Below are 21,733 nucleotides of genomic sequence, written 5' to 3'. Positions count from 1 at the left end.
GATGATTATTTTTTCCTTTTATTTTTTATAAATTTAAAAATGAGATTTAATTGTTCTTCTATACTTAAAAATGTGTTATCTATTTCTATAGAATCTACAGATTTTTTGAGTGGAGAAATATTTCGTGATATATCCATTATATCTCTATGAATTAGATTTTTTCTTACTTCTTCATAAGAAACTTCTTCTCCTCTTTTTTTCAGATCTAAATATCTTCTGTAAGAACGAATTTCTATAGATCCTTTCATAAATATTTTTAATTCTGATTTAGGAAATACATAGTTCCCAATATCTCTTCCATCTATAACAATTCCTTTATTTTTTCCAATATTTCTTTGCATAAGAGTTAGTTTTTCTCTTATTTCTGGTATTTGAGCTATTAAACTTACTTTATTTTCTACTTGTTCTGATCTAATTTTCTGTTGAATATTTTCTCCATTTAAAAAAATATCTATTTGATTAGATTTTTGATTCCATTTAAATTTTAAACTCATTTCTTTCAAAATAGGAATAAAATTTCTTATATTCCACAAATCACTATCAAAAATTTTTTTTCGAATAGCAATTAAAGCTATAGTTCTATACAGAGAACCACTGTCTATATATTTATATTTAAATTTTTTGGAAATAGCTTTTGCTAAAGTACTTTTTCCTGATGAAGAATATCCATCTATAGCTATAATAATTTTTTGATTCATATTAATTATTTATAATTAATTTATATGTGTTTATATGATAGTAATTTATAATAAAGCTTAACAGCTAGAAAATCTGTAGAATATTCGTTTTTATTGGGTAAAAGTTCAACAATATCAAATCCTATTACATTTTTTTTCTTAAAAACTTTTTTAAAAAATTTCAAAGCCGTATACCAGGATAATCCTCCTGGTTCAGGAGTCCCTGTGGAAGGGGCTATACTAGGATCAAAAACATCTATATCTATACTGATAAATACATTTTCAGATAATTTATGAATGGCATTTTTCATCCACAAATCATTATGATAAATTTCATGCATATAAAATATATTTCCTTTTTGAATATATTTTTTTTCTATTATATCCATACTACGAATTCCTATTTGTATTAAAGGATATTTTTGGGAGGCTTCATACATGGAACAAGCATGATTATAGGGACTTCCTTTATACACAGGACGTAAATCTGTGTGCGCGTCCATATGAAGTATGCTTAAATTTGTATATTTTTCTCCTAAAGCTCTAATACTCCCTATTGATATAGAATGATCACCTCCTATAAATGTTAAGAATTTTTCTTTATAAAGAAACTTTTTTGTAGTATTATATACTTTTTTAATCATTCTTTTTGTAGAAATAGAAGAATCTACAATAGAGGGTACAAGAAAAATTCCTTTTTTATAAACTTCTGAATTGGTTTCAATATCATATAATTCCATATGTTCTGCTGCAGCTAAAAAAGCATTAGGACCTTTTTTAGAACCCTTTTTCCATGTTTGAGTATAATCATATGGAACTGGGATAAGGACTGTTTGAGATTTATCAAACGTTGCATATTTTTTAGCGATTCCCGCAAAAGTTTTTTTTTTATGATTCAATTTTAATAACCTAATATTTTTAGAACTTCTTCTGGACTTTGTGATTGTCTAAATATTTTATATTCAAAATTTTTTCTTTCGTCATGATCTATCAATATATGAATAGGTTGAGGAATTAAACAATGATGAACTCCACCATATCCACTAATTGTATCTTGATAAGCTCCAGTATTAAAAAATCCAATATAAAGCGGAATTTTTTGATGAAAACAAGGAAGATATATTGCATTCATATGTTGCTCTGAATTATAATAATCATCACTATCACATGTTAAACCTCCTAAAAAAACTCTTTCATAACAATCATTCCAACGATTAATTGCCATCATAATAAATCTACGACTTATTGCCCAAGTGTCAGGAAGTGTAGTCATAAAAGAGCTATCTATCATATTCCATTTTTCTCTATCATTTTGACGTTTTTGATTAAGTATTTTATATAAAATCCCCCCACTTTCTCCTACGGTATAAGCTCCAAATTCTGTGTAAATATGAGGTTCTGAAATATTTTCTTTTTGGCAAAATTTTTTTATCTGATAAACAATTTCATTAGCCATGTATTCATAATTATACTTAAAAGACATGGATGTTTTAATGGGAAAACCTCCTCCTATATTTAAAATTTCTAATTCTGGTGCTATTTTTTTTAATTGAGCATAAATATGTAAACATTTGAAAAGTTCATTCCAATAATAAGCAGTATCTTTTATTCCTGTATTTATGAAAAAATGTAACATTTTTAACTCCACTTTAGGATTATTTTTTATTTTATTCAAATAAAAAACAATAATATCTTTATATCCAATTCCTAATCTAGAAGTATAAAATTCAAATTTAGGTTCCTCTTCAGAAGCTATACGTATACCTAATTTAAAAGGATAATTAACAAATAAACTTAATTTTTCTAATTCGTCAGAATTATCTAATATTGGAATTGTATTATAGAATCCGTTATTAATAAGTTCTGATATATTCTCAATATAATTTTTAGGTTTAAATCCATTGCATATAACTTCAATATTTTTAGTAGTTTTTCCTTTGCGATAAAGATTTTTAACAATCTCTATATCATATGCATATGAAGTTTCAATGCTAATATTATTTTTCAAAGCTTCTTCTAAAACAAAAGAAAAATGTGAACTTTTTGTACAATAACAATAAGTATATTTATTATTATATTGATTGGAGTGAATAGCTTTTTCAAACCATCTTCTGGCTTTTCGTATATTTTGAGATATTTTTGGTAAATATGTAAATTTTAATGGAGTTCCATATTTTTTTATAAGATTCATTAATGGAATTCCGTGAAATTCTAAAAGATTATTTTTTATAGAAAATTCCTCAGTGGGAAAATCAAAAGTTTGATCTATAAGATCAGAGTAACGGATTTTCATTGAAAGTTGTAAATAAAATAAGAAAATTAATTTGTATTTTTATTTCCTCTATTATATATTAAGAATTTTTTTAAAAAAATATCTATCCCTCCATCCATAACAGATTGAATTTGTGTAGTTTCATGACCGGTTCTTAAATCTTTTACTAATTTATAGGGATGCATAATATAATTTCTGATTTGAGACCCCCATTCTATTTTTTTTTTTGTAGATTCTATTTTTTCTTTTTTTTCATTTTTTTTAATCATTTCTATTTCAAACAATCTAGATTTTAACAATTGCAAAGCTTTTTGTCTATTTTGTATTTGAGAACGAGTTTCTGTATTTTCTATGGTAATTCCTGTAGGATTATGACGTAATCTTACTCCTGTTTCTACTTTATTTACATTCTGACCTCCTGATCCACTAGAACGAAAAGTTTCCCATTGTATATCTGATGTTTTTATATCTATATTAATATGATCATTTATCATAGGATAAACATATACAGAAGAAAAAGAAGTATGACGTTTTGAATTACTATCAAATGGAGATATTCGGATCAATCTATGTACTCCATTTTCTCCTTTCAAATAACCGAAAGCATAAAGACCATCAATTTCTAAAGTAACGGATTTAATTCCAGTAATATCTCCAGATACATGGTGGATTTTCTTTACCATAAATTTTTTTTTTTCCGCCCACATATAATACATCCTCATTAACATGGAAGTCCAATCACAACTTTCAGTACCTCCAGCTCCAGAAGAGATTTGTAGTATAGCATTGAAAGAATCTTCTTTTTCAGAAAGAGTATTTTTGAACTCAATATTTGAAAGTAATTTTTTAGTTTTATGGAATTGAACTTCAAGTTCCTTTTCTAGATTTTCTTCTTTAGAGAGAGAAAATATTATTTCTAACTCTTCAAAAACATTTTTTAATTCTGTAAAATCTTTTATACATGTTTTCATATCATGCATATATTTTATAGAATTTTTAGATTTTTTATAATATTTCCAAAAGTTAGGACTTGATATTTTTTCTTGTTCCTTATTTATATATTCCTGAATTTGATCTATTTTGAGAATATTATAGATCTTATGAATTCTTTCTGAAAGAGATTGTATTTCTTCTTTTTTTATCATAGTGCGAAAATAAATATTTTGAAATAATTCGTTTTGATAACTATGTTGATCACAAATTTTTTTATATTATAAAATATAAATTTCATTTTCATATGAATTATAATAAGTTTACGATTAAATCACAAGAAGTGATACAAGAAGCGAAACATATTGCCTTAAAAAATAATCAACAGTCTATTGAAAATGCGCACATTTTAAAATCAATTTTTAAAATTGAGAAAAATATAATCCCTTTTCTTTTAAAAGAATTACAAGTGAATTCTAAATCAATAATTGTTGAATTAGATCGTATTATTTACTCTTATCCAAAAATACTTAGTGGACCTTTGACTCAACATTTTAGTTTATATGTAACTAAAATGTTGAACATAGCAGAAAATTATGCGGATTTCTTAAAAGATGAATTTATTTCTGTAGAGCATATTTTTTATGGAATTTTTATGAGTTTTGATCATACTTCACAATTATTAATAGATCAAGGAATCACAGAAAAAAAAATAAAAAAAGTTATTGAAAACATAAGAAGAAAAAATGGAAAAGTGGTTTCTTCTACAGAAGAAAATATTTATAATGCTTTAGATAAATATGCAAAAAATCTTAATAAATGGGCTTATAAAGGAAAATTGGATCCTGTTGTTGGACGTGATGAAGAAATACGTAGAGTTTTACAAATCTTATCTAGGAGGACAAAAAATAATCCAATTTTGATTGGTGAGGCAGGAGTAGGGAAAACAGCTATAGCTGAAGGTTTAGCTCATCGTATTATTAGTAGAGATATTCCAGATAATTTAAAAAATAAACAAGTATTTTCTTTGGATATGGCTTCTCTAATTGCAGGGGCTAAGTACAAAGGTGAATTTGAAGAACGTCTTAAAGCTGTAGTAAAAGAAGTAACATCTTCAGATGGAGAAATCATTTTGTTTATTGATGAAATTCATACTTTAGTTGGGGCAGGAGGAGGTGAAGGTGCTATGGATGCCGCAAATATTTTAAAACCAGCATTAGCTAGAGGGGAACTTAGAGCTATAGGAGCTACAACTTTAAATGAATATCAAAAATACTTTAGAATAGACAAAGCTTTAGAAAGAAGATTTCAACAAGTATACGTAGATGAACCTTCTATTGATGATGCAATATCTATATTACGTGGGATTAAAGAAAAATATGAGAGTCATCATAAAGTAAGAATAAAAGATGAAGCAATTATAGCTGCTGTAGAATTATCTAAACGTTATATTAATGAACGTTTTTTACCAGATAAAGCTATTGATCTTGTGGATGAATCCGCTTCTAAGTTAAGAATGGAAATCAATTCAAAACCAGAAGAATTGGATGTCTTACATAGGAAAATTATGCATATGGAAATACAAATAGAAGCTTTAAAAAGAGAAAATGATGAAAAACAATTAATTCCTTTAAAAAAAGAATTATCTAAATTGAATGAAGAAAAAATGCTATTGCAAGCTCAATGGCAAAATGAAAAAGATTTAGTTGAAGGAATTCAAAAAGCGAAAGATAAAATAGAAAATTACAAATTTGAAGCAGAACAAGCAGAAAGATCTGGTGATTATGGAAAAGTAGCAGAATTAAGATATGGAAAAATTAAAGAAGAAGAAAATAAAGTAAAAACGTTAGAAAATGAATTAAAAAAACAAGAAGATAAGGGAAAAAAAATGATACAAGAAGAAGTTTGTAGAGAAGATATCGCTCAAGTAGTATCTAAATGGACTGGAATTCCAGTTACTAAAATGTTGAAAAGTGAAAAAGAAAAATTATTATTTTTGGAAAAAGAATTACACAGAAGAGTTATAGGACAAAATGATGCTATTCAATCTATCGCAAATGCAATACGACGCTCTAGAGCAGGGTTACAAGATGAAAAAAAACCTATAGGATCTTTTCTTTTTATGGGGAGTACAGGAGTAGGAAAAACGGAACTAGCTAAAACTTTAGCAGAATATTTGTTTGATAGTGATAATAATATGGTTCGTATAGATATGAGCGAATATCAAGAACGTCATTCTGTAAGTAGATTAATAGGAGCTCCTCCTGGATATGTAGGTTACGATGAAAGTGGACAATTGACAGAAGCTATACGTAGACGTCCTTATAGCGTTATTTTGTTAGATGAAATCGAAAAAGCTCATTCAGATGTTTTTAATATACTTTTACAAATTTTGGATGATGGAAGATTAACTGATAATAAAGGAAGAACAGTTAATTTTACAAATACTATTATTATTATGACTTCCAATATAGGAGCAGATATCATTCAGGAAAATTTGGATCAAGAAATTTATTCTAATAGAATGGAGGAGAAAAAAAAAGCTTTAATAGATTTATTAAAAAATATTGTAAGACCTGAATTCATTAATCGTATAGATGAAATTATCTTGTTTAAATTTCTTTCTAGAAAAGAAATAAGAGATATTGTTAAATTACAAATGAAAAAATTAGGAAAAATGTTATATAACAAGAAAAATATTTGGATAGAATCAACTAATGAAGCTATAGAATATTTGTCGGAAAAAGGATACGACCTTCATTTTGGAGCTAGACCCTTAAAAAGGGTTATTCAACACGATATTTTAAATAATCTTTCTAAGGAAATTATAAAAGGTAAAATACAAAAAAATCATAGAATTTTAATAGATTTTTTCAAAGAACAAGGAATTGTATTTAGACAATCAGAAAAAATTGAGAATATTAACATTTTAAAACACTAATAATTAAGTGATTTATAAATCCGGTTTTGTTAATATTATAGGATCTCCTAATGTAGGAAAATCTACTTTAATGAATTCTCTTGTTGGAGAAAAACTTTCTATCATAACACATAAACCACAAACTACTCGTCATAGAATATTAGGAATTATTAATCGATCAAATTTTCAGATTGTATTTTCGGACACTCCAGGAATAATTAATCCTATTTATCCTATGCAAAAAATTATGATGCAATATGTAAAAAAATCATTAGAAGATGCAGATATTATTTTGATTACTACAGAAATAGGAAAATTTGAAGACGTTTCAATATTCAATCAGATTAAAAAGAAAAATATCCCCATCATTATATTGATTAATAAAATAGATAAAATAGGAACACAATATAAAAAAAACATATTATATCATACCATAAATTATTGGCATAGGTTATTTCCTTATTCAGAAATATTACCAATATCCGCACTGAAAAGAATAAATCAAGATCTATTAATGAATAAAATTATATCTTTATTATCTGAACATCCACCTTATTATCCTAAAGATTATTTAAGTAATAAATCTAAACGTTTTTTTGTAAACGAAATAATTAGAGAGAAAATATTTTTTTTTTATAAAAAAGAAATTCCTTATTCCGTAGAAATACACACGGAATTTTTTAAAGAAAAAAAAACTTTTATATATATATTATCTTACATATATGTAGAACGAGATTCTCAAAAAGGAATATTAATAGGAGAAAAAGGAAATGCTATTAAGAAATTAAAATTTTTTTCTATAAAAAGCATAGAACTTTTCTTTAATAAGAATATTGAATTAAAATTCAATGTAGAAGTTTGTAAAAATTGGCGATACGATTATAAAAAATTAAGATGTTTTGGATATTAAATTCATTCAATTTTTATAATAAAAAATTCTTTTTTTCCAAATTTGAATAAAATATATTTTTTTCCTATTATGTTTTCTTTTTTAATCAGAATATTTTCTTTCACAATAATTTTATTTAAATGAATTGAATTTGCTTTTAAAGCGCGATTTGCTTCACTTTTAGAATAAAAAAAACCACTTTTTTTTAAAAGATCTAATAAAAAAATTCCTTTTTTAAATTCATCACAAGATAGAAGCATATGTGGAATATGATTATATATAGAAATGAAAATTTTATCATCTAAGGATTGAAAAGGTTCATTTATTTTTTCGAATAATATATTTGTGATTTCTATTACTTTTTTGGAAATTTCGTTTCCATGAACCCATTTAGTTATTTCATTAGCCAGTTTTTTCTGCAACAATCTTTTATTTGGATATTTTCTATGTTGAAAAATTAAGTTATCAACTTCTTCTTTAGAAAAAAAAGTATATATTTTTATATATTTTTCAACTTCAAAATCAGAAAGATTCATCCAAAATTGATAAAATTTATATGGAGATGTTTTATTTTTATCCAGCCATATATTTTCTCCTTTTTCGCTTTTACCAAATTTAATTCCATTAGGTTTTATTATTAAAGGAAAAGTGATTCCATATGCTTTTTTTCCTGTTTTTTTTCGAATTAATTCTATACCTGTCGTAATGTTTCCCCATTGATCAGATCCTCCCACTTGTAATTGGCAATTTTTTGTTTGATTTAAATACAAAAAATCATATCCTTGTATAAGAGAATAAGAAAATTCAGTGAAGGATATTCCGTTTTTTTTATTATTAATTCTTTTTTTTACAGAATCTTTAGACATCATATAATTTATAGGAAAATGTTTTCCTATTTCACGAATAAAATCTATAAAATAAATATTTCGAATCCAATCGAAATTATTTAACAATTCTATTTTTTCTGAATAAAAATTTAAAAGTCTTAACATTTGATTTTTTATAGATTCCGTATTTTTTTTCAGAGTTTCTTTACTTAAAAAAATTCTTTTATCTTCCTTATCGGAAGGATCTCCTATAAATCCTGTAGCTCCACCAATTAATGCTAAAGATTTATGTCCTTTTTTTTGAAAATGAATTAACATAATAATAGGTAAAAGACTTCCTATGTGTAAAGAATCAGATGTAGGATCAAAACCTATATACATATTTGTAGGTTTTTTTAATTGATTTTCTATGCCAGGAACTTTGTTTTTAATTAAACCTCTCCATGAGAGTTCATCGATAATATTTTGCATAGGAGAAACAATGGTTAGTAATTTTAACGATTATGATAAAAAAAATTATAACATATAATTTGTTTACTTTTTTTTTCAGTTTAGTTCACGTTATTCTTAGTGCTTTTTTTCTAGAAAAATATTTTCTTTTTGTATTAAAAATATATGTTTTTTTATTACCTATCAACAATTTATTTTATTTTTTTTTTTTGTTTACAAAAAAATATAAACACATTACATATATTTATATATTGAGTGGTTCAATGAGATTATTTTTGAGTATTTTGATTTTTTTTTATTCAATCATTGACTCTTATGATATTTCAAATTTCAATTTTTCTTTTTTATTGAGAGCTTTGATTCATTTTTTTTTTTCATTTTTTATGATTCTTTTTTTTAGTGTTATATTTTTATTGAATTAAACAATTTTATTTAAAATTATTTTTTAAAAATTTTTCTTTTATGATTAATTCTACAGATTTATTTTCTATTTTTGAATTTAGCCAAGAAATAATATCTAAATACAAGAAAGTCCTTTTTTCATAAGGGTGATCGTTATATTTAACTAATTGATCTCTTAATTTTTCAAACTGATTTTTAATTTGGTGAGGATAAATATTTCCTAAATTTTTAAAAAAATGAATAATCTTTTTTTGCACAATATACCAATCATCCATTTGGATAAAGAATTTATATGTGGATTGAATTTTTTGATCCATATTTTCGTCTAATCCACTTTCATAACAAGCGATTAAGTGTAAAAGTCTAGCAAAACATTGTAAATCTTGTCGTAAATTTTTTTTTTTATTTTCCATAATTTTTGATAAATACCGAATAGTATTTTCATTATCTCCACTCCCAAAATATAAACAAGCAATTTTATAGTAAAGAATCATAATATAATGGGAGTCCAAACGATTAAAAATTTTATTAAATTCCATAAATAATGGGGGAATTACTTTTTTAACTCCTTCTGAAAAGCTTCCTTCCATATAATGTTTGTTGATACGGTTAGTATATGTGTACATAAAAATTAATATTTTCGTGTTATCATTTATCAATATTTTTCCGTTTTGTACTTCTTGTTCAAACTGTTTGAATACATGAATAAATTTTGAATAATGATTCAAATAAAATAAGGTGTCTAACAAATAATGATATCCTTTTAAATAGCTTACAGGAGCTACATTTTTTGCTTTTGTATAATTTTGAAACAATTCTATCCATTTAGAAGATGATCTATAGCACATTACAAAATCTTGTCTAATGTAATGATACCACACTTGAGCTTGATATAAAGATAATTTTTCGTAAAAACTGAGTTTATCAATATCAAATTTTGGAAGATTTGTGCGAAAATATGTTTCTATAAATATTTTATCTTTTTCATTTCTTACATATCCTACTTTTAAATATAAACCATATAGTTCTAAAGAAAGGTTCGATAATGCATTATTACATTGAATTCTTTCAATTAATTCTTTTGATTCTGAGGATAATTCTACAGATCTTGAATAAAGACTCCTAGTTATATGTTGGGATTCTATCATTTTTTCAAATTCAACTAATTCCAGTAGAATGGTATTAGATTCATAGCATCTAGCAATAATTTTTGCTTTTCCTAATAATTTTAAGCTTTGTATATATAAGCCTTTGTTATATAAAATTTTAGAAAAATCTAAATATTCACGTATTTGTATGTCATGATTTTCTACAAAATGTTGTAATTTTTTAAGACTAGTCAAAATTTGTTTATATAAATGAGCTTTAATATTAGATAATTGTTCTTTTCTTATCGGTGTATTTTTTAATATTTTTTGTTCGTTATAAAAACTCATTTTACTCATAATTTCGAACAGTTTTATGAATTTAGCGTATTTATTTCGTTTTATACGATTTGTATAAATTCTGAAATTTCTCTTTTCGGATTTTGATAAAGTTTGAATTAATAAAAAAAGATGATCTGATTTATTATTGTAATTAGACATTGTAATATTATAATGATATTTAATTTGATTAGTAGAAAAATATAAAATAATTTTATTAATTAGATATTGTAAGTATTACAATAATTTATTTCTATTTTCTTTTTGGAAAAAATAGTTTTGACGAAAATAATCCAATGATATGGAAAAAAAAAGAATACAAATTTTTGATACAACTTTACGAGATGGAGAACAAGTTCCAGGATGCAAATTAAATACTAAAGAAAAAGTAAAAATCGCTAAAAAATTGGAACTTTTAGGAGTAGATGTGATAGAAGCTGGATTTCCCACTTCAAGTCCAGGAGATTATCAATCGGTTCAAGAGATTTGTAAGTCTGTGAAAAAGACTATAATAGTTTGCGCCTTATCTAGAGCTGTAGAAAAAGATATAGAAATAGCCGGTCTAGCATTAAAATATGCTAGTAGACCCAGAATTCATACTGGAATAGGGACTTCAAATTGTCATATCCGTTATAAATTTAATAGTACTCCAGAAAAAATTATAGAAAGAGCTATATATGCGGTGAGATATGCAAAAAAATTTGTAGAAGATGTAGAATTTTATGCTGAAGATGCAGGACGTACAGAAAATGAATTTTTAGCGAAAGTGTGTGAAAATGTAATTAAGCATGGAGCAACGGTCATTAATATTCCTGATACTACAGGATATTGTTTACCAAAAGAATACGGAGATAAAATCCGTTTTTTAAAAGAGAATGTCAAAGGAATTCATAAAATTATATTATCTACTCACTGTCATAATGATTTAGGATTGGCTACAGCTAATTCATTATCTGGAATCATGAATGGTGCGGGTCAAGTAGAATGTACCATTAATGGAATTGGAGAAAGAGCAGGAAATACTTCACTAGAAGAAATTGTCATGATTATTAAACAAAATTCCTATTTAAATTTATTTACTAATATTAATACAAAATTAATTTATTCTGCAAGTTGTTTAGTATCAGAATGTACTGGAATGAAAGTCCAAGCTAATAAAGCTATAGTAGGAATTAACGCTTTTTCTCACTCTTCTGGAATACATCAAGATGGGGTTATTAAAAAAAGGGAAACTTATGAAAGTATTAATCCAGAAGATGTTGGTATAAATCAATCTTCAATAATTCTTACTGCTAGAAGTGGAAGAGCGGCTTTAGCTTATCGTTATAAAAAATTGGGTTATTTTCTAAATAAAAATTCTTTAGATTTAGTTTATTCTATTTTTTTAAAATACGCAGATGAAAAAAAAGAAATTACTGACATAGAATTAAAAAAAATATTAGAAAAAGCTAATTTAAATGGTAAAAATCATAAAATATTACACACAAATCATACGAATAGTAGAAGAATAAATGTTGTATAAAAATGCCAAAATCATTGTTCGATAAAATTTGGGAGGCACATGTTATAAAGAAATTGGAAAATGAAATATATGTTATTTATATAGATAGACATTACATACATGAAGTAACAAGTCCTCAAGCTTTTTTAGAGTTAGAAAAAAGAAATTTATCTGTTTTTAGACCAAATCAAATTATAGCAACGGCAGATCATAACGTTCCTACAATTAATCAACATTTACCTATTTCAGATCCTTTATCTAGAAAACAAATAAACTTATTAACAGATAATTGTAATAAATTTGGAATAACATTATATGAATTGGGAAATAAAAATAATGGGATTGTTCATGTGATTGGGCCTGAATTAGGTCATACTTTACCGGGGATGACAATAGTTTGTGGAGATAGTCATACTTCTACTCATGGAGCTTTTGGATGCATAGCTTTTGGAATTGGAACCAGTCAAGTCTCTATGGTTATGGCTAGTCAATGTTTATTGTTATCCAAACCTAAACAAATGAAAATACAATTAAATGGAAATTTAAGAAAAGGAGTTACTCCAAAGGATGTAATTTTATATATCATATCAAAATTAGGAGTGGATGCTGGAGTAGGTTATTTCGTAGAATATACGGGGTCTACCATTAAAAAAATGAGTATGGAAGGTCGAATGACTATTTGTAATATGAGCATTGAAATGGGAGCGAAGGGGGGATTAATAGCACCAGATCAAACCACTTTTGATTATGTAAGAAAATGTAAAAATTTTCCGAAAATTAAAGAGAAAAAAATTATAGAATATTGGAAATTTTTAAAAAAAAATGACGATATAATGTTTGATAAGGAATATGTATTCAATGCCGAAAATATTGAACCTATGATAACTTATGGAACAAATCCTGGAATGTCAATCAAAATATCTGAAAGGATTCCAAAATCAAACATAGATCATAAATCTATGAAGTACATGGGATTTTCATTAGGTGAATCTTTGATAGGGAAAATAATTAATTACATTTTTATAGGAAGTTGCACAAATTCTAGAATAGAAGATTTAAGATTAGTCGCTTCTATAATAAAAGGAAAAAGAAAAGCAAATCATGTACAAGTAATGATTGTTCCTGGATCAAATCAAGTTGTTAAACAAGCTGAAAAAGAAGGATTAGATAAGATTTTTAAAGACTCTGGATTTGATTTTCGTCAGCCAGGATGTTCTGCTTGTTTAGGAATGAATGAGGACAAAATTCCTTCAGGAGAATATTGTATTTCCACATCTAATAGAAATTTTGAAGGAAGACAGGGACCAGGATCTCGTACTTTACTTGCAAGTCCTTTAACGGCAGCTATTATAGCTATTGAAGGAAAAATTGTAGATATTAATAAATATATTCATGAAAAAATTTACGATGTTAATTAGCCAAGCTGTTCCATTATCTATAGAGGATGTAGATACAGATCAAATTATCCCTGCTCGTTTTTTGAAAGAAATTAAACGTGAAGAGTGTGTAAAAAATCTTTTTATCGATTGGCGTTATAATAAAAATGGATCCTTAAATAAAAATTTTATATTAAATGATTTTAATTTTCATGGGAAAATCCTTTTATCAGGAAGAAACTTTGGTTGTGGATCCAGTCGTGAACATGCTGCTTGGGCTATTTTTGATTATGGATTTAGGGTGATAATATCTAGTTTCTTTGCTGATATTTTTAAAGAAAATGCATTAAACAATGGATTATTAACTGTAGAGATCTCTGAATCTTTCTTAAGAAAATTATTCAATACAGTTGAAGAAAATCCGAAAACTAAAATAAAAGTTGATTTAATTAATCAAAAAGTTACAATACTAAAAACAGGAAAATTTGATAATTTCCAAATACATCCATATAAAAAAAATTGTTTTATCAATGGATATGATGATATAGATTTTTTGATTTCTATTAAAAATGACGTAAAAACTTTTGAAAAAAATAAAAAATTTTTTTAATTAATATGATAAAAAATATTTCTGTAATAGAAGGAGATGGGATAGGACCTGAAGTAATTAGACAGGCTATCAAAGTTTTAAATTCTATAGCTAGAAAATATGGTCATAATTTTCATTATCAAAATGTTTTAGCTGGATCCAAAGCTATAGAAAAATTTGGAAATCCTATGCCAGAAAAAACTATAGATAGTTGTTTAAAATCAGATGCGGTTTTATTTGGTTGCATAGGAGATCCAAAACATGATCATAATTCAAGAGGAATGAGACCTGAAGATGGATTATTAAAACTAAGAAAAAGAATGAATTTATATTGTAATATTCGTCCTATAGTAATATTCCCAATTTTAGATAAATCTCCTATAAAAAAGGAATTCTTACATGAAGTTGATTTCATTATATATCGAGAATTAACAAGCGGTATTTATTTTGGAAAAAAAGGTCGTTGTAAAAATGGAGAAAAAGCTTATGATTATTGTATTTATTCTAAAAAAGAAATAGAAAAAATTGGAGAAATGGCTTTTAAAGCAGCTCTTTCTCGTAAAAGAAAAGTAACATTAGTAGATAAAGCTAATGTATTAGAGACTTCTAGATTATGGAGAGAAGTCATTCAGAAAATATCTATGGATTATACAGATGTCAATCTAGATTTTTTGTATATCGACAATGCAGCTATGCAAATTATTATGAATCCTAAAAAATTTGATATTATTTTAACGGATAATATGTTTGGAGATATTCTTTCAGACGAATCGAGTGTTTTAACAAGTTCTTTAGGGTTATTACCTTCGGCTTCTATAGGAAATTATAAATCCATGTTTGAACCTGTACATGGATCTTATCCTCAAGCAAAAGGAAAAAATATCGCAAATCCTTTAGGATGTATACTTTCAGTTTCTATGATGTTAGAATATTTTGGAATGCATAAAGAAAAAAATCTTTTAGAAGAAGCTGTTAGAAATTCTATTGAAGAAAAAATATGTACTCCAGATATTGTTAATTCAAAATTATCTTCCACTACTGAAGAAGTAGGAAATTATATAGAAAAATATATTATAAATCAGTAAATTTTTTCTATAATAGGAATCCTAGGATCTAGAATATCAGAAATTCTTCTTATCAGAAATGGAAGAACGTTTATTTTATAATCTACATATGTTATGTTCGTTTTTTTATTTTGTATTTTAAAAATGTTTACAGGAACTTGGAATATGTTTCCATTCATTTTGGGAGAAACAATTCCTATAATAGGAGGTTTTTTTTTACTTCCTTTAAATACAGAAGATTCAAACCACAAATAAACATAAATAAGTAGTTGCATAATATTCGTATAATTTGTATCGTAAAAAATGTTTTCAATATTTTTTGAAGAAATGTTCATTTCTTTAAATTTTGAATATCCTATTTTATAATCAAGAATACGAGTGATTCCATCATATTCATCTATACGATCTATAATCCCATGCAATTTTACTTTTTTTGATCCAATATTTAATGTCGTAGATACTTTTCGTTCTATTTCTTGGATAAAAATCTTATGTCCATTTTTAACCAATTTTTCATCCCATGAAATGAAATTTTTTATATAATTTTTTATAATAAGTGCATAATTTTTTTTCATTTTCTGAATAGAATCGATAGTTATTAAATTTTTTTTGATAGGATCATATAATATTTTTAATATTTTATGGATCATCTTTCCTATTTTTTTTTTATAATACGTTTTTTCTGGATCATTCAGCTTAAGTATTTTCTTATAATAGAATAAAAGGGGATTATAATTGTATAAATGAATAGAAGAAGGGGATAACCCTCTATCCATTAATTCATGTAAACACTGAATTATAGATTTCGTTTTATCAATTACAATAGGTTGTTTTATTGAATTTATAGAAAGAATAGGAAAAAATGGTTTGTTTATTTTTTCTGTTGAAATTTTAGAGTTTATTTCTATTCTATGAATAAAACGACTTTTTTCTCCAGAATTAATTTCATCTGGTTGATTTTTATATATTAAATATGTTTTTTTTGAACATTGAATAATTCTCGTGAAATGATGAAAATAAAAATTTTCATTTAAATCATTGATATTTAGTTTAGTACCTGTACTAAAGGGAATGAAAGAGGGATTTTTATGATTTCTAGGTATGACTCCTTCATTGAAGGATGTTATGATTACAATATCGAAATTTTCAAAAAAAATGTCTGTAAAACCTGTTATATATAATCCTATTTTATTTTTACGTATATAACGTATGTTTTCTGTATGAGTAAACTGCTCATACATGTTAAATACATCATTGATTCCTATAGATAAATTTTTAGTTTTTCTAACTATTATTCTTAATTTTTGTATATAAATTTCTAATTTAAAAATGAATTTTAATTCCAAAAAATGTTTTCTTTTTTTCGTAAGAAGCAATTTTATAAATTTCCTAATAAAGCCAATAAGACTTATAAGAATCATTTTTATATTATTAGTTGAAATTTTAAAAATAATCCATAAGTCATTTGTATGTAAATATTTTTTTATCTCGTGTTCGGAAACAAAATCCGAATCATTTTCTATATTCAATTTTTTTAATACTAAATTTTTTTTTAAAAAAAATTTTTGAATATATCCATTGGATAATACTTTTATAACATCTTTTCTAGTAAATTTTTGGAATTTATTTTTTTTTAACAGTAATTGAAATATAGAATAAAAAGTATAATAAATAGGAATATTATTTAATGAATAATCTATATTAAAAGATATATTAATCCCTAATTTTTTTATAGAATATAATAATGGAATAGTTAAATAGTTATCTCCTGGAATTAAGAGTATTTTTTTAGGTTTTTGATCTTTTTTTATCAATTTACATATGATATTTTCCACTACTTTCACTTGTTCTATTTCTTTTGAAACGCCAATAATTTTAATATGATCATATTGTAAACGTGTTTCAGAATTAAAAATTCCTTTTTTGTTTAAATATTCTAAAATTGAAAATGAAACATTTTTTTTACATAAATCATAAACTAATCCTTTTTGAAAAATTTTTTTAGCAAAAATTTTTTCACATTCATTAAATGCAATATTTTCAACAATAAATAATACAATTTTTGTATTAAAATTTTGAGATAAAAAAGAATCTAAACGAGAAATAACTATTTTGAAAAGCATTCCATAATAAGTGATTCCTCTTTTTAAAAGTTGAGATTGTAAAATATAATAGTATTCACGAATTTTTTCCCAAAAAAAAAATTTTTTTTCTCTAAAAGATCAAGATCCCATTTATTTATCTTTTCTGTAGAAATCATATAAGAAAAAAAACGTTCAATATCAACTAGATTAAAATCTATATTTTGAAAATCATTTAATATTTTAGGCCCCCAATTAAAAAAATCATTAAAATTTTTTTCCATAAAATCATCTTTTTTTAAAAGGGAAAGAAAATAAAGTAGTATTGAATGATTATCTAAAATTTTTAGTCCGGAAATTTTTTCCAGAAATTCTTTTATTGTAAAAAATTGAGTTTTTGAATGAAATTTAGAACTGTATTTATTTTTTATATATTCTATAATAGTAGAAGTTTTAGATATGAAAATAATTTTATGATTAAAGTTTTTCAATATGGATTTTATAATTTTATCGATTCGTTTTTTCACGAGTAAAAAATTTTTGTATATTCATTTTGTCTGTACATATTTGTTTTTTCAATTCTTGAATAGAATCAAATTTTTTTTCATTACGTATGATACCAATCATTAAAATATCTATTTTTTTTCCATATATATTTTCAAAAAAATCAAATATATGGACTTCTATCTTTATTTTTTTATTTTCTTTTTCTATGGTAGGATTTATTCCTATATTTAACATTCCTAAATACATATTATTTAAATAATTAATTTTTACAGCATAAACACCCTTTTTAGGAATCAATTTTTTGGAATCTACTTGTAGATTTGCAGTCGGAAAATTAATAGTTCTTCCTATTCCCTTTCCTCGTATAACATTTCCAGATAATGTATAAAAATACCCTAAAGCTTGGTTTGCCCATTTTATATCTCCTAATAAAAGAGACTCACGTATGTGAGTCGAACTCACTATTTTTTCTCTTAATTTGTAAGGACTGACTTGATAAGCTTTAATTCCATAAATATGATATAGTTTTTTTAATTCTTCATAAGAGTTATCTCTATTTCTTCCAATATGAGAATCGTATCCCGTAATGATTTGTTTAATTTGATATTTAGGATGTAAAATTTTTTGAAAAAAATCTTTTGTTCTTAATCTTGAAAAATTTGTAGTAAAGGGATGAATAATCAAGTGTTCTATTCCTGTTTTTTTTAAGTGATATATTCTTTCAGAAAGAGTATTTAAATAAAAAAATTTTTTATCATGATTTAATATTTCTTTTGGATGTGGTTGAAAAGTGAGTAATACGGAACAATATTTTTTTTTAGATCTTAAAATTAAATTTTTAATAATTTTTTGATGACCTATATGAACGCCATCAAAAATTCCAAGTGTCAATACACATGGAAATAAAGAAGAAAATTCATCAATTAATGAATAAATTTTCAAAATTTTTATCTTTTTTCTTTTACATTTACAATTACAAATATAATTGTATAAATCTTGAAAAAAAAGGGATTGTATGATGCATAAAAAAAAATTTAAAGGAATAATTACTCAAATTATAGGACCAGTAATTGATGTTTCTTTTGAAGGAGGATCTTATCTTCCTAAAATTTATGACGCTTTGGAAGTACATTCATCTAAAAATAAAATCGTATTAGAAGTTCAACAACATATGGGAGAAAATAATGTTCGTTGTATTTCTTTGGAAATCACAGACGGATTGCAAAGAGGTCAAGAAGTTTATGCATTAGATAAACCAATTTGTGTTCCTATAGGGGAATCTATTAATGGTAGAGTTTTTAATGTTTTAGGAAATTGTATAGATGGATTAGGAGATATTGATAGATCTAAAACTAAACCTATTCATAGTGAACCTCCTGCATTTGTAGATTTATCTACTGATACAGAGATTTTGTATACAGGAATTAAAGTTATAGATTTAATAGAACCTTATCCTAAAGGAGGAAAAATCGGATTATTCGGTGGAGCTGGAGTAGGAAAAACTGTATTGATACAGGAATTAATTAATAATGTAGCAAAAGGACATGGAGGTAGATCTGTTTTTGCAGGAGTTGGAGAAAGATCTAGAGAAGGAAACGATTTATTAAGAGAAATGTTGGAATCTGGAATTATAAAATATGGAAAATCTTTTATGGAATCAATGAAAAAAGGATATTGGGATATTTCTAAGGTAGATAAGGAATATTTGAGAGAATCTAAAGCCGCTTTTGTTTTTGGTCAAATGAACGAACCTCCTGGAGCTAGAGCAAGAGTTGCTTTATCCGGATTAACCTTGGCTGAATATTACAGAGATCAATATTTAGAAGGGAAAAAAGGACAAGATGTATTGTTTTTTATAGATAATATATTTCGTTTTACTCAAGCTGGATCAGAAGTTTCAGCTTTATTAGGAAGAATTCCTTCATCAGTAGGATATCAACCTACTTTATCATCTGAAATGGGGTCTATGCAGGAAAGAATAACTTCTACAAAAACAGGATCTATCACTTCCGTACAAGCAGTCTATGTTCCTGCAGATGATTTAACAGATCCTGCCCCTGCTATCACATTTTCTCATTTGGATGCAACCACTGTTCTTTCCAGAAGAATAGCATCTTTAGGAATTTATCCCGCAGTAGACCCTTTAGATTCTACTTCACGTATTTTATCTCCAGATATAATAAATGAAAATCATTATAATTGCGCACAAAGGGTAAAAAAAATCTTGCAAAAATATAATTCTTTACAAGACATCATAGCTATTCTTGGTGTAGAAGAATTAAGTGAAGAAGATCAATTAATAGTTTCTAGAGCTAGACGTGTTCAACGTTTTTTGTCTCAACCATTTCATGTAGCGAAACAATTTACGGGGATAGAAGGAGAATTTGTAAAAATTGAAGACACTATAAAAGGATTTAATATGATAATAGATGGAGAATTAGATGATATCCCAGAAGCCGCTTTCAATTTAAAAGGAACAATTGAACAGGTTATGGAAAGTGGAAAAAAAATGTTATCTGAATAAACTTATGAAAATAAAAATTATTAGTTCTCATAAAATTTTGTATCAAGAAAATATTATTTCTGTAATAGCCCCTGGATTTCATGGATATTTTCAAATATTAAAAAATCACGCTCCATTCATTTCTATATTAAAAAATGGTCTTTTGAAATTAAAATCAGATAAAAAAGATGTAAATAAGGAAATTAAAATAAAAGGTGGACTTTTACAAGTAAAAAAAAATATAGTGACTGTAATTTTACAATAATTTATATGAACTAAATTTTTTATGTTCTTTTCTATTTTTGAATATTTTTATAGCACTAAAAATCGCTTCTTCAAATGAATTTTCATTGGCTATTCCTTTTTTAGCTATGTCATAGGCGACACCATGATCGGGAGATGTTCGTATGTGAGAAAGACCAGCTGTAAAATTAACTCCTTGATTAAAAGTTAATGTTTTAAAAGGAATTAATCCTTGGTCGTGATACATAGCTAAAACAGCGTCAAAATTTCTATAACTTTGATTTCCAAAAAAACTATCTGAAGAATAAGGGCCAAAAACTAACCACCCTTGTTTTTGAAATAAACTATCAACAGCTGGTTTAATTTTTGTTTTTTCTTCATTTCCCATTAATCCATTATCACTTGAATGTGGGTTACATCCTAAAACTGCAATTTTAGGTTTTTCTATAGAAAAATCAATGATAAGAGATTGATGTAAAATTTTAATTGATTTTATTATTTTTTTGATACTTAATTCTGAACTTACCCTTTTTAAGGGTAAATGATTGGTTACTAAAGCTATTTTTAAAATATCGTGAATCATTAACATTAAGGATTCACCCTCTAAAATATTTTGTAGATATTCAGTGTGACCAACAAATGAAAAATTTTTGAAATTCATACATTTTTTATTAACTGGAGCTGTTACAAGTACATCTATTTTTCCTTCTTTTAAAGCTGTTACAGCTTTTTTTAAAGATAAAACGGGATATTTTACTGATTCGGGATGATTTATTTTTATAGATTCAAATTTAATATCTTCTTTCCATATATTGAGTACATTTATTTTATAATCAATAACTTCTTTCAAATTTTTTACTTCTCGTATATTACTAATATCCATATTTAAAATTTTCTTATAATAAAAACATAATTTAGTAGATCCAAATAATATTGGGGTAAAAAAATCTAAAAGTTTTTTTTTATAACATACTTTCAAAAAAATCTCTATTCCTATTCCGTTAATATCACCTGTGGTAAACCCTACTCTAATTTTTTTTTTTCTATAATTCATAAATAATAATATATAATATTTAAT

The 21,733-nt window shown here is 25.3% G+C and carries 18 protein-coding genes; 8 read left to right on the top strand and 10 right to left on the bottom strand.

What is annotated here, in order from left to right; genetic code table 11:
* Window positions 1-5: 5 nt before the first annotated feature.
* The 4 genes from cmk to prfB are packed head-to-tail and all read right to left on the bottom strand — an operon-like array spanning window position 6 to window position 4,094.
* Window positions 6-698, bottom strand: a complete 693-nt coding sequence (cmk, locus tag H0H74_RS02885; protein WP_185849190.1) for a (d)CMP kinase — start codon at window positions 696-698, stop codon at window positions 6-8.
* Between the two features lie 20 nt (window positions 699-718).
* On the bottom strand, window positions 719-1,576 hold the full coding sequence (speB, locus tag H0H74_RS02880) for an agmatinase (RefSeq protein ID WP_238784092.1): 858 nt from the start codon (window positions 1,574-1,576) through the stop codon (window positions 719-721).
* A 2-nt stretch (window positions 1,577-1,578) separates the two neighbouring features.
* Window positions 1,579-2,970, bottom strand: coding sequence for a type III PLP-dependent enzyme domain-containing protein (locus tag H0H74_RS02875; RefSeq protein ID WP_185849189.1), 1,392 nt, complete (start codon window positions 2,968-2,970; stop codon window positions 1,579-1,581).
* A gap of 26 nt (window positions 2,971-2,996) precedes the next feature.
* Window positions 2,997-4,094, bottom strand: a complete 1,098-nt coding sequence (prfB, locus tag H0H74_RS02870; protein WP_185849188.1) for a peptide chain release factor 2 — start codon at window positions 4,092-4,094, stop codon at window positions 2,997-2,999.
* 92 nt (window positions 4,095-4,186) lie between these two features.
* Between prfB and H0H74_RS02865 the strand changes: the two genes are divergently transcribed.
* Entirely contained in the window at window positions 4,187-6,820 is a 2,634-nt protein-coding gene (locus tag H0H74_RS02865) for an ATP-dependent Clp protease ATP-binding subunit (protein ID WP_185849187.1), read from the top strand.
* 10 nt (window positions 6,821-6,830) lie between these two features.
* Complete coding sequence (era, locus tag H0H74_RS02860) at window positions 6,831-7,709, top strand: GTPase Era (RefSeq protein ID WP_185849518.1); 879 nt, start codon at window positions 6,831-6,833, stop codon at window positions 7,707-7,709.
* Window positions 7,710-7,711: 2 nt separating this feature from the next.
* Here the strand turns inward: era and tyrS are convergent, their stop codons facing one another.
* Together tyrS and H0H74_RS02850 are read right to left on the bottom strand one after the other, a co-directional pair.
* A complete protein-coding gene (tyrS, locus tag H0H74_RS02855) occupies window positions 7,712-8,986 on the bottom strand; it encodes a tyrosine--tRNA ligase (RefSeq protein WP_185849186.1) in 1,275 nt (424 codons plus the stop codon).
* A gap of 407 nt (window positions 8,987-9,393) precedes the next feature.
* Entirely contained in the window at window positions 9,394-10,953 is a 1,560-nt protein-coding gene (locus H0H74_RS02850) for a hypothetical protein (protein ID WP_185849185.1), read from the bottom strand.
* Between the two features lie 139 nt (window positions 10,954-11,092).
* Between H0H74_RS02850 and H0H74_RS02845 the strand changes: the two genes are divergently transcribed.
* From H0H74_RS02845 to leuB, 4 genes are read left to right on the top strand one after another with little or no spacing between them, the layout of a single operon-like run.
* Entirely contained in the window at window positions 11,093-12,313 is a 1,221-nt protein-coding gene (locus tag H0H74_RS02845) for a 2-isopropylmalate synthase (RefSeq protein ID WP_185849184.1), read from the top strand.
* 2 nt (window positions 12,314-12,315) lie between these two features.
* Complete coding sequence (gene leuC / locus H0H74_RS02840; protein ID WP_185849183.1) at window positions 12,316-13,710, top strand: 3-isopropylmalate dehydratase large subunit; 1,395 nt, start codon at window positions 12,316-12,318, stop codon at window positions 13,708-13,710.
* Window positions 13,685-14,278: a 3-isopropylmalate dehydratase small subunit gene (leuD, locus tag H0H74_RS02835; protein ID WP_185849182.1), complete on the top strand. Its 594-nt coding sequence runs from the start codon at window positions 13,685-13,687 to the stop codon at window positions 14,276-14,278. Before leuC ends, leuD begins: the two co-directional genes overlap by 26 nt.
* Window positions 14,279-14,283: 5 nt before the next feature.
* Complete coding sequence (gene leuB / locus H0H74_RS02830; protein WP_185849181.1) at window positions 14,284-15,342, top strand: 3-isopropylmalate dehydrogenase; 1,059 nt, start codon at window positions 14,284-14,286, stop codon at window positions 15,340-15,342.
* Here leuB and H0H74_RS02825 read toward each other — a convergent pair.
* Genes H0H74_RS02825 through H0H74_RS02820 form a run of 3 tightly spaced genes read right to left on the bottom strand, consistent with a single transcriptional unit; the run spans window position 15,336 to window position 18,851 of the window.
* A complete protein-coding gene (locus H0H74_RS02825; RefSeq protein ID WP_238784091.1) occupies window positions 15,336-17,444 on the bottom strand; it encodes a PD-(D/E)XK nuclease family protein in 2,109 nt (702 codons plus the stop codon). The genes leuB and H0H74_RS02825 overlap by 7 nt on opposite strands.
* Window positions 17,445-17,467: 23 nt before the next feature.
* The gene (locus H0H74_RS03155) at window positions 17,468-17,929 is read right to left on the bottom strand and encodes a hypothetical protein (RefSeq protein WP_238784090.1); all 462 of its coding nucleotides are present in this window, start codon (window positions 17,927-17,929) and stop codon (window positions 17,468-17,470) included.
* Window positions 17,910-18,851, bottom strand: coding sequence for a bifunctional riboflavin kinase/FAD synthetase (locus H0H74_RS02820; protein ID WP_185849180.1), 942 nt, complete (start codon window positions 18,849-18,851; stop codon window positions 17,910-17,912). Before H0H74_RS02820 ends, H0H74_RS03155 begins: the two co-directional genes overlap by 20 nt.
* Before the next feature lie 76 nt (window positions 18,852-18,927).
* Here H0H74_RS02820 and atpD point away from each other — a divergent pair, with 76 nt between their 5' ends.
* Together atpD and H0H74_RS02810 are read left to right on the top strand one after the other, a co-directional pair.
* On the top strand, window positions 18,928-20,433 hold the full coding sequence (gene atpD / locus H0H74_RS02815; RefSeq protein WP_185849517.1) for a F0F1 ATP synthase subunit beta: 1,506 nt from the start codon (window positions 18,928-18,930) through the stop codon (window positions 20,431-20,433).
* 4 nt (window positions 20,434-20,437) lie between these two features.
* On the top strand, window positions 20,438-20,677 hold the full coding sequence (locus tag H0H74_RS02810) for a F0F1 ATP synthase subunit epsilon (protein WP_185849179.1): 240 nt from the start codon (window positions 20,438-20,440) through the stop codon (window positions 20,675-20,677).
* Here the strand turns inward: H0H74_RS02810 and pdxA are convergent.
* Complete coding sequence (gene pdxA / locus H0H74_RS02805; protein WP_185849178.1) at window positions 20,669-21,709, bottom strand: 4-hydroxythreonine-4-phosphate dehydrogenase PdxA; 1,041 nt, start codon at window positions 21,707-21,709, stop codon at window positions 20,669-20,671. The genes H0H74_RS02810 and pdxA overlap by 9 nt on opposite strands.
* Window positions 21,710-21,733 lie beyond the last annotated feature (24 nt).

The organism is Blattabacterium cuenoti (assembly GCF_014251315.1).
Lineage (GTDB): Bacteria > Bacteroidota > Bacteroidia > Flavobacteriales > Blattabacteriaceae > Blattabacterium > Blattabacterium cuenoti_AJ.
The sequence above is the reverse complement of the archived record's forward strand: the minus strand, read 5'-3'. Positions and strand labels throughout refer to the sequence as shown.

Coding starts and splice junctions, on each gene's coding strand:
- pdxA (WP_185849178.1), bottom strand. CDS start 21,709: ATGAATTATAGAAAAAAAAAAATTAGAGTAGGGTTTACCACAGGTGAT.
- leuB (WP_185849181.1), top strand. CDS start 14,284: ATGATAAAAAATATTTCTGTAATAGAAGGAGATGGGATAGGACCTGAA.
- H0H74_RS02865 (WP_185849187.1), top strand. CDS start 4,187: ATGAATTATAATAAGTTTACGATTAAATCACAAGAAGTGATACAAGAA.
- H0H74_RS02810 (WP_185849179.1), top strand. CDS start 20,438: ATGAAAATAAAAATTATTAGTTCTCATAAAATTTTGTATCAAGAAAAT.
- atpD (WP_185849517.1), top strand. CDS start 18,928: ATGCATAAAAAAAAATTTAAAGGAATAATTACTCAAATTATAGGACCA.
- cmk (WP_185849190.1), bottom strand. CDS start 698: ATGAATCAAAAAATTATTATAGCTATAGATGGATATTCTTCATCAGGA.
- H0H74_RS02850 (WP_185849185.1), bottom strand. CDS start 10,953: ATGTCTAATTACAATAATAAATCAGATCATCTTTTTTTATTAATTCAA.
- leuD (WP_185849182.1), top strand. CDS start 13,685: ATGAAAAAATTTACGATGTTAATTAGCCAAGCTGTTCCATTATCTATA.
- tyrS (WP_185849186.1), bottom strand. CDS start 8,986: ATGCAAAATATTATCGATGAACTCTCATGGAGAGGTTTAATTAAAAAC.
- prfB (WP_185849188.1), bottom strand. CDS start 4,094: ATGATAAAAAAAGAAGAAATACAATCTCTTTCAGAAAGAATTCATAAG.
- H0H74_RS02845 (WP_185849184.1), top strand. CDS start 11,093: ATGGAAAAAAAAAGAATACAAATTTTTGATACAACTTTACGAGATGGA.
- leuC (WP_185849183.1), top strand. CDS start 12,316: ATGCCAAAATCATTGTTCGATAAAATTTGGGAGGCACATGTTATAAAG.
- H0H74_RS02875 (WP_185849189.1), bottom strand. CDS start 2,970: ATGAAAATCCGTTACTCTGATCTTATAGATCAAACTTTTGATTTTCCC.
- H0H74_RS02825 (WP_238784091.1), bottom strand. CDS start 17,444: ATGCTTTTCAAAATAGTTATTTCTCGTTTAGATTCTTTTTTATCTCAA.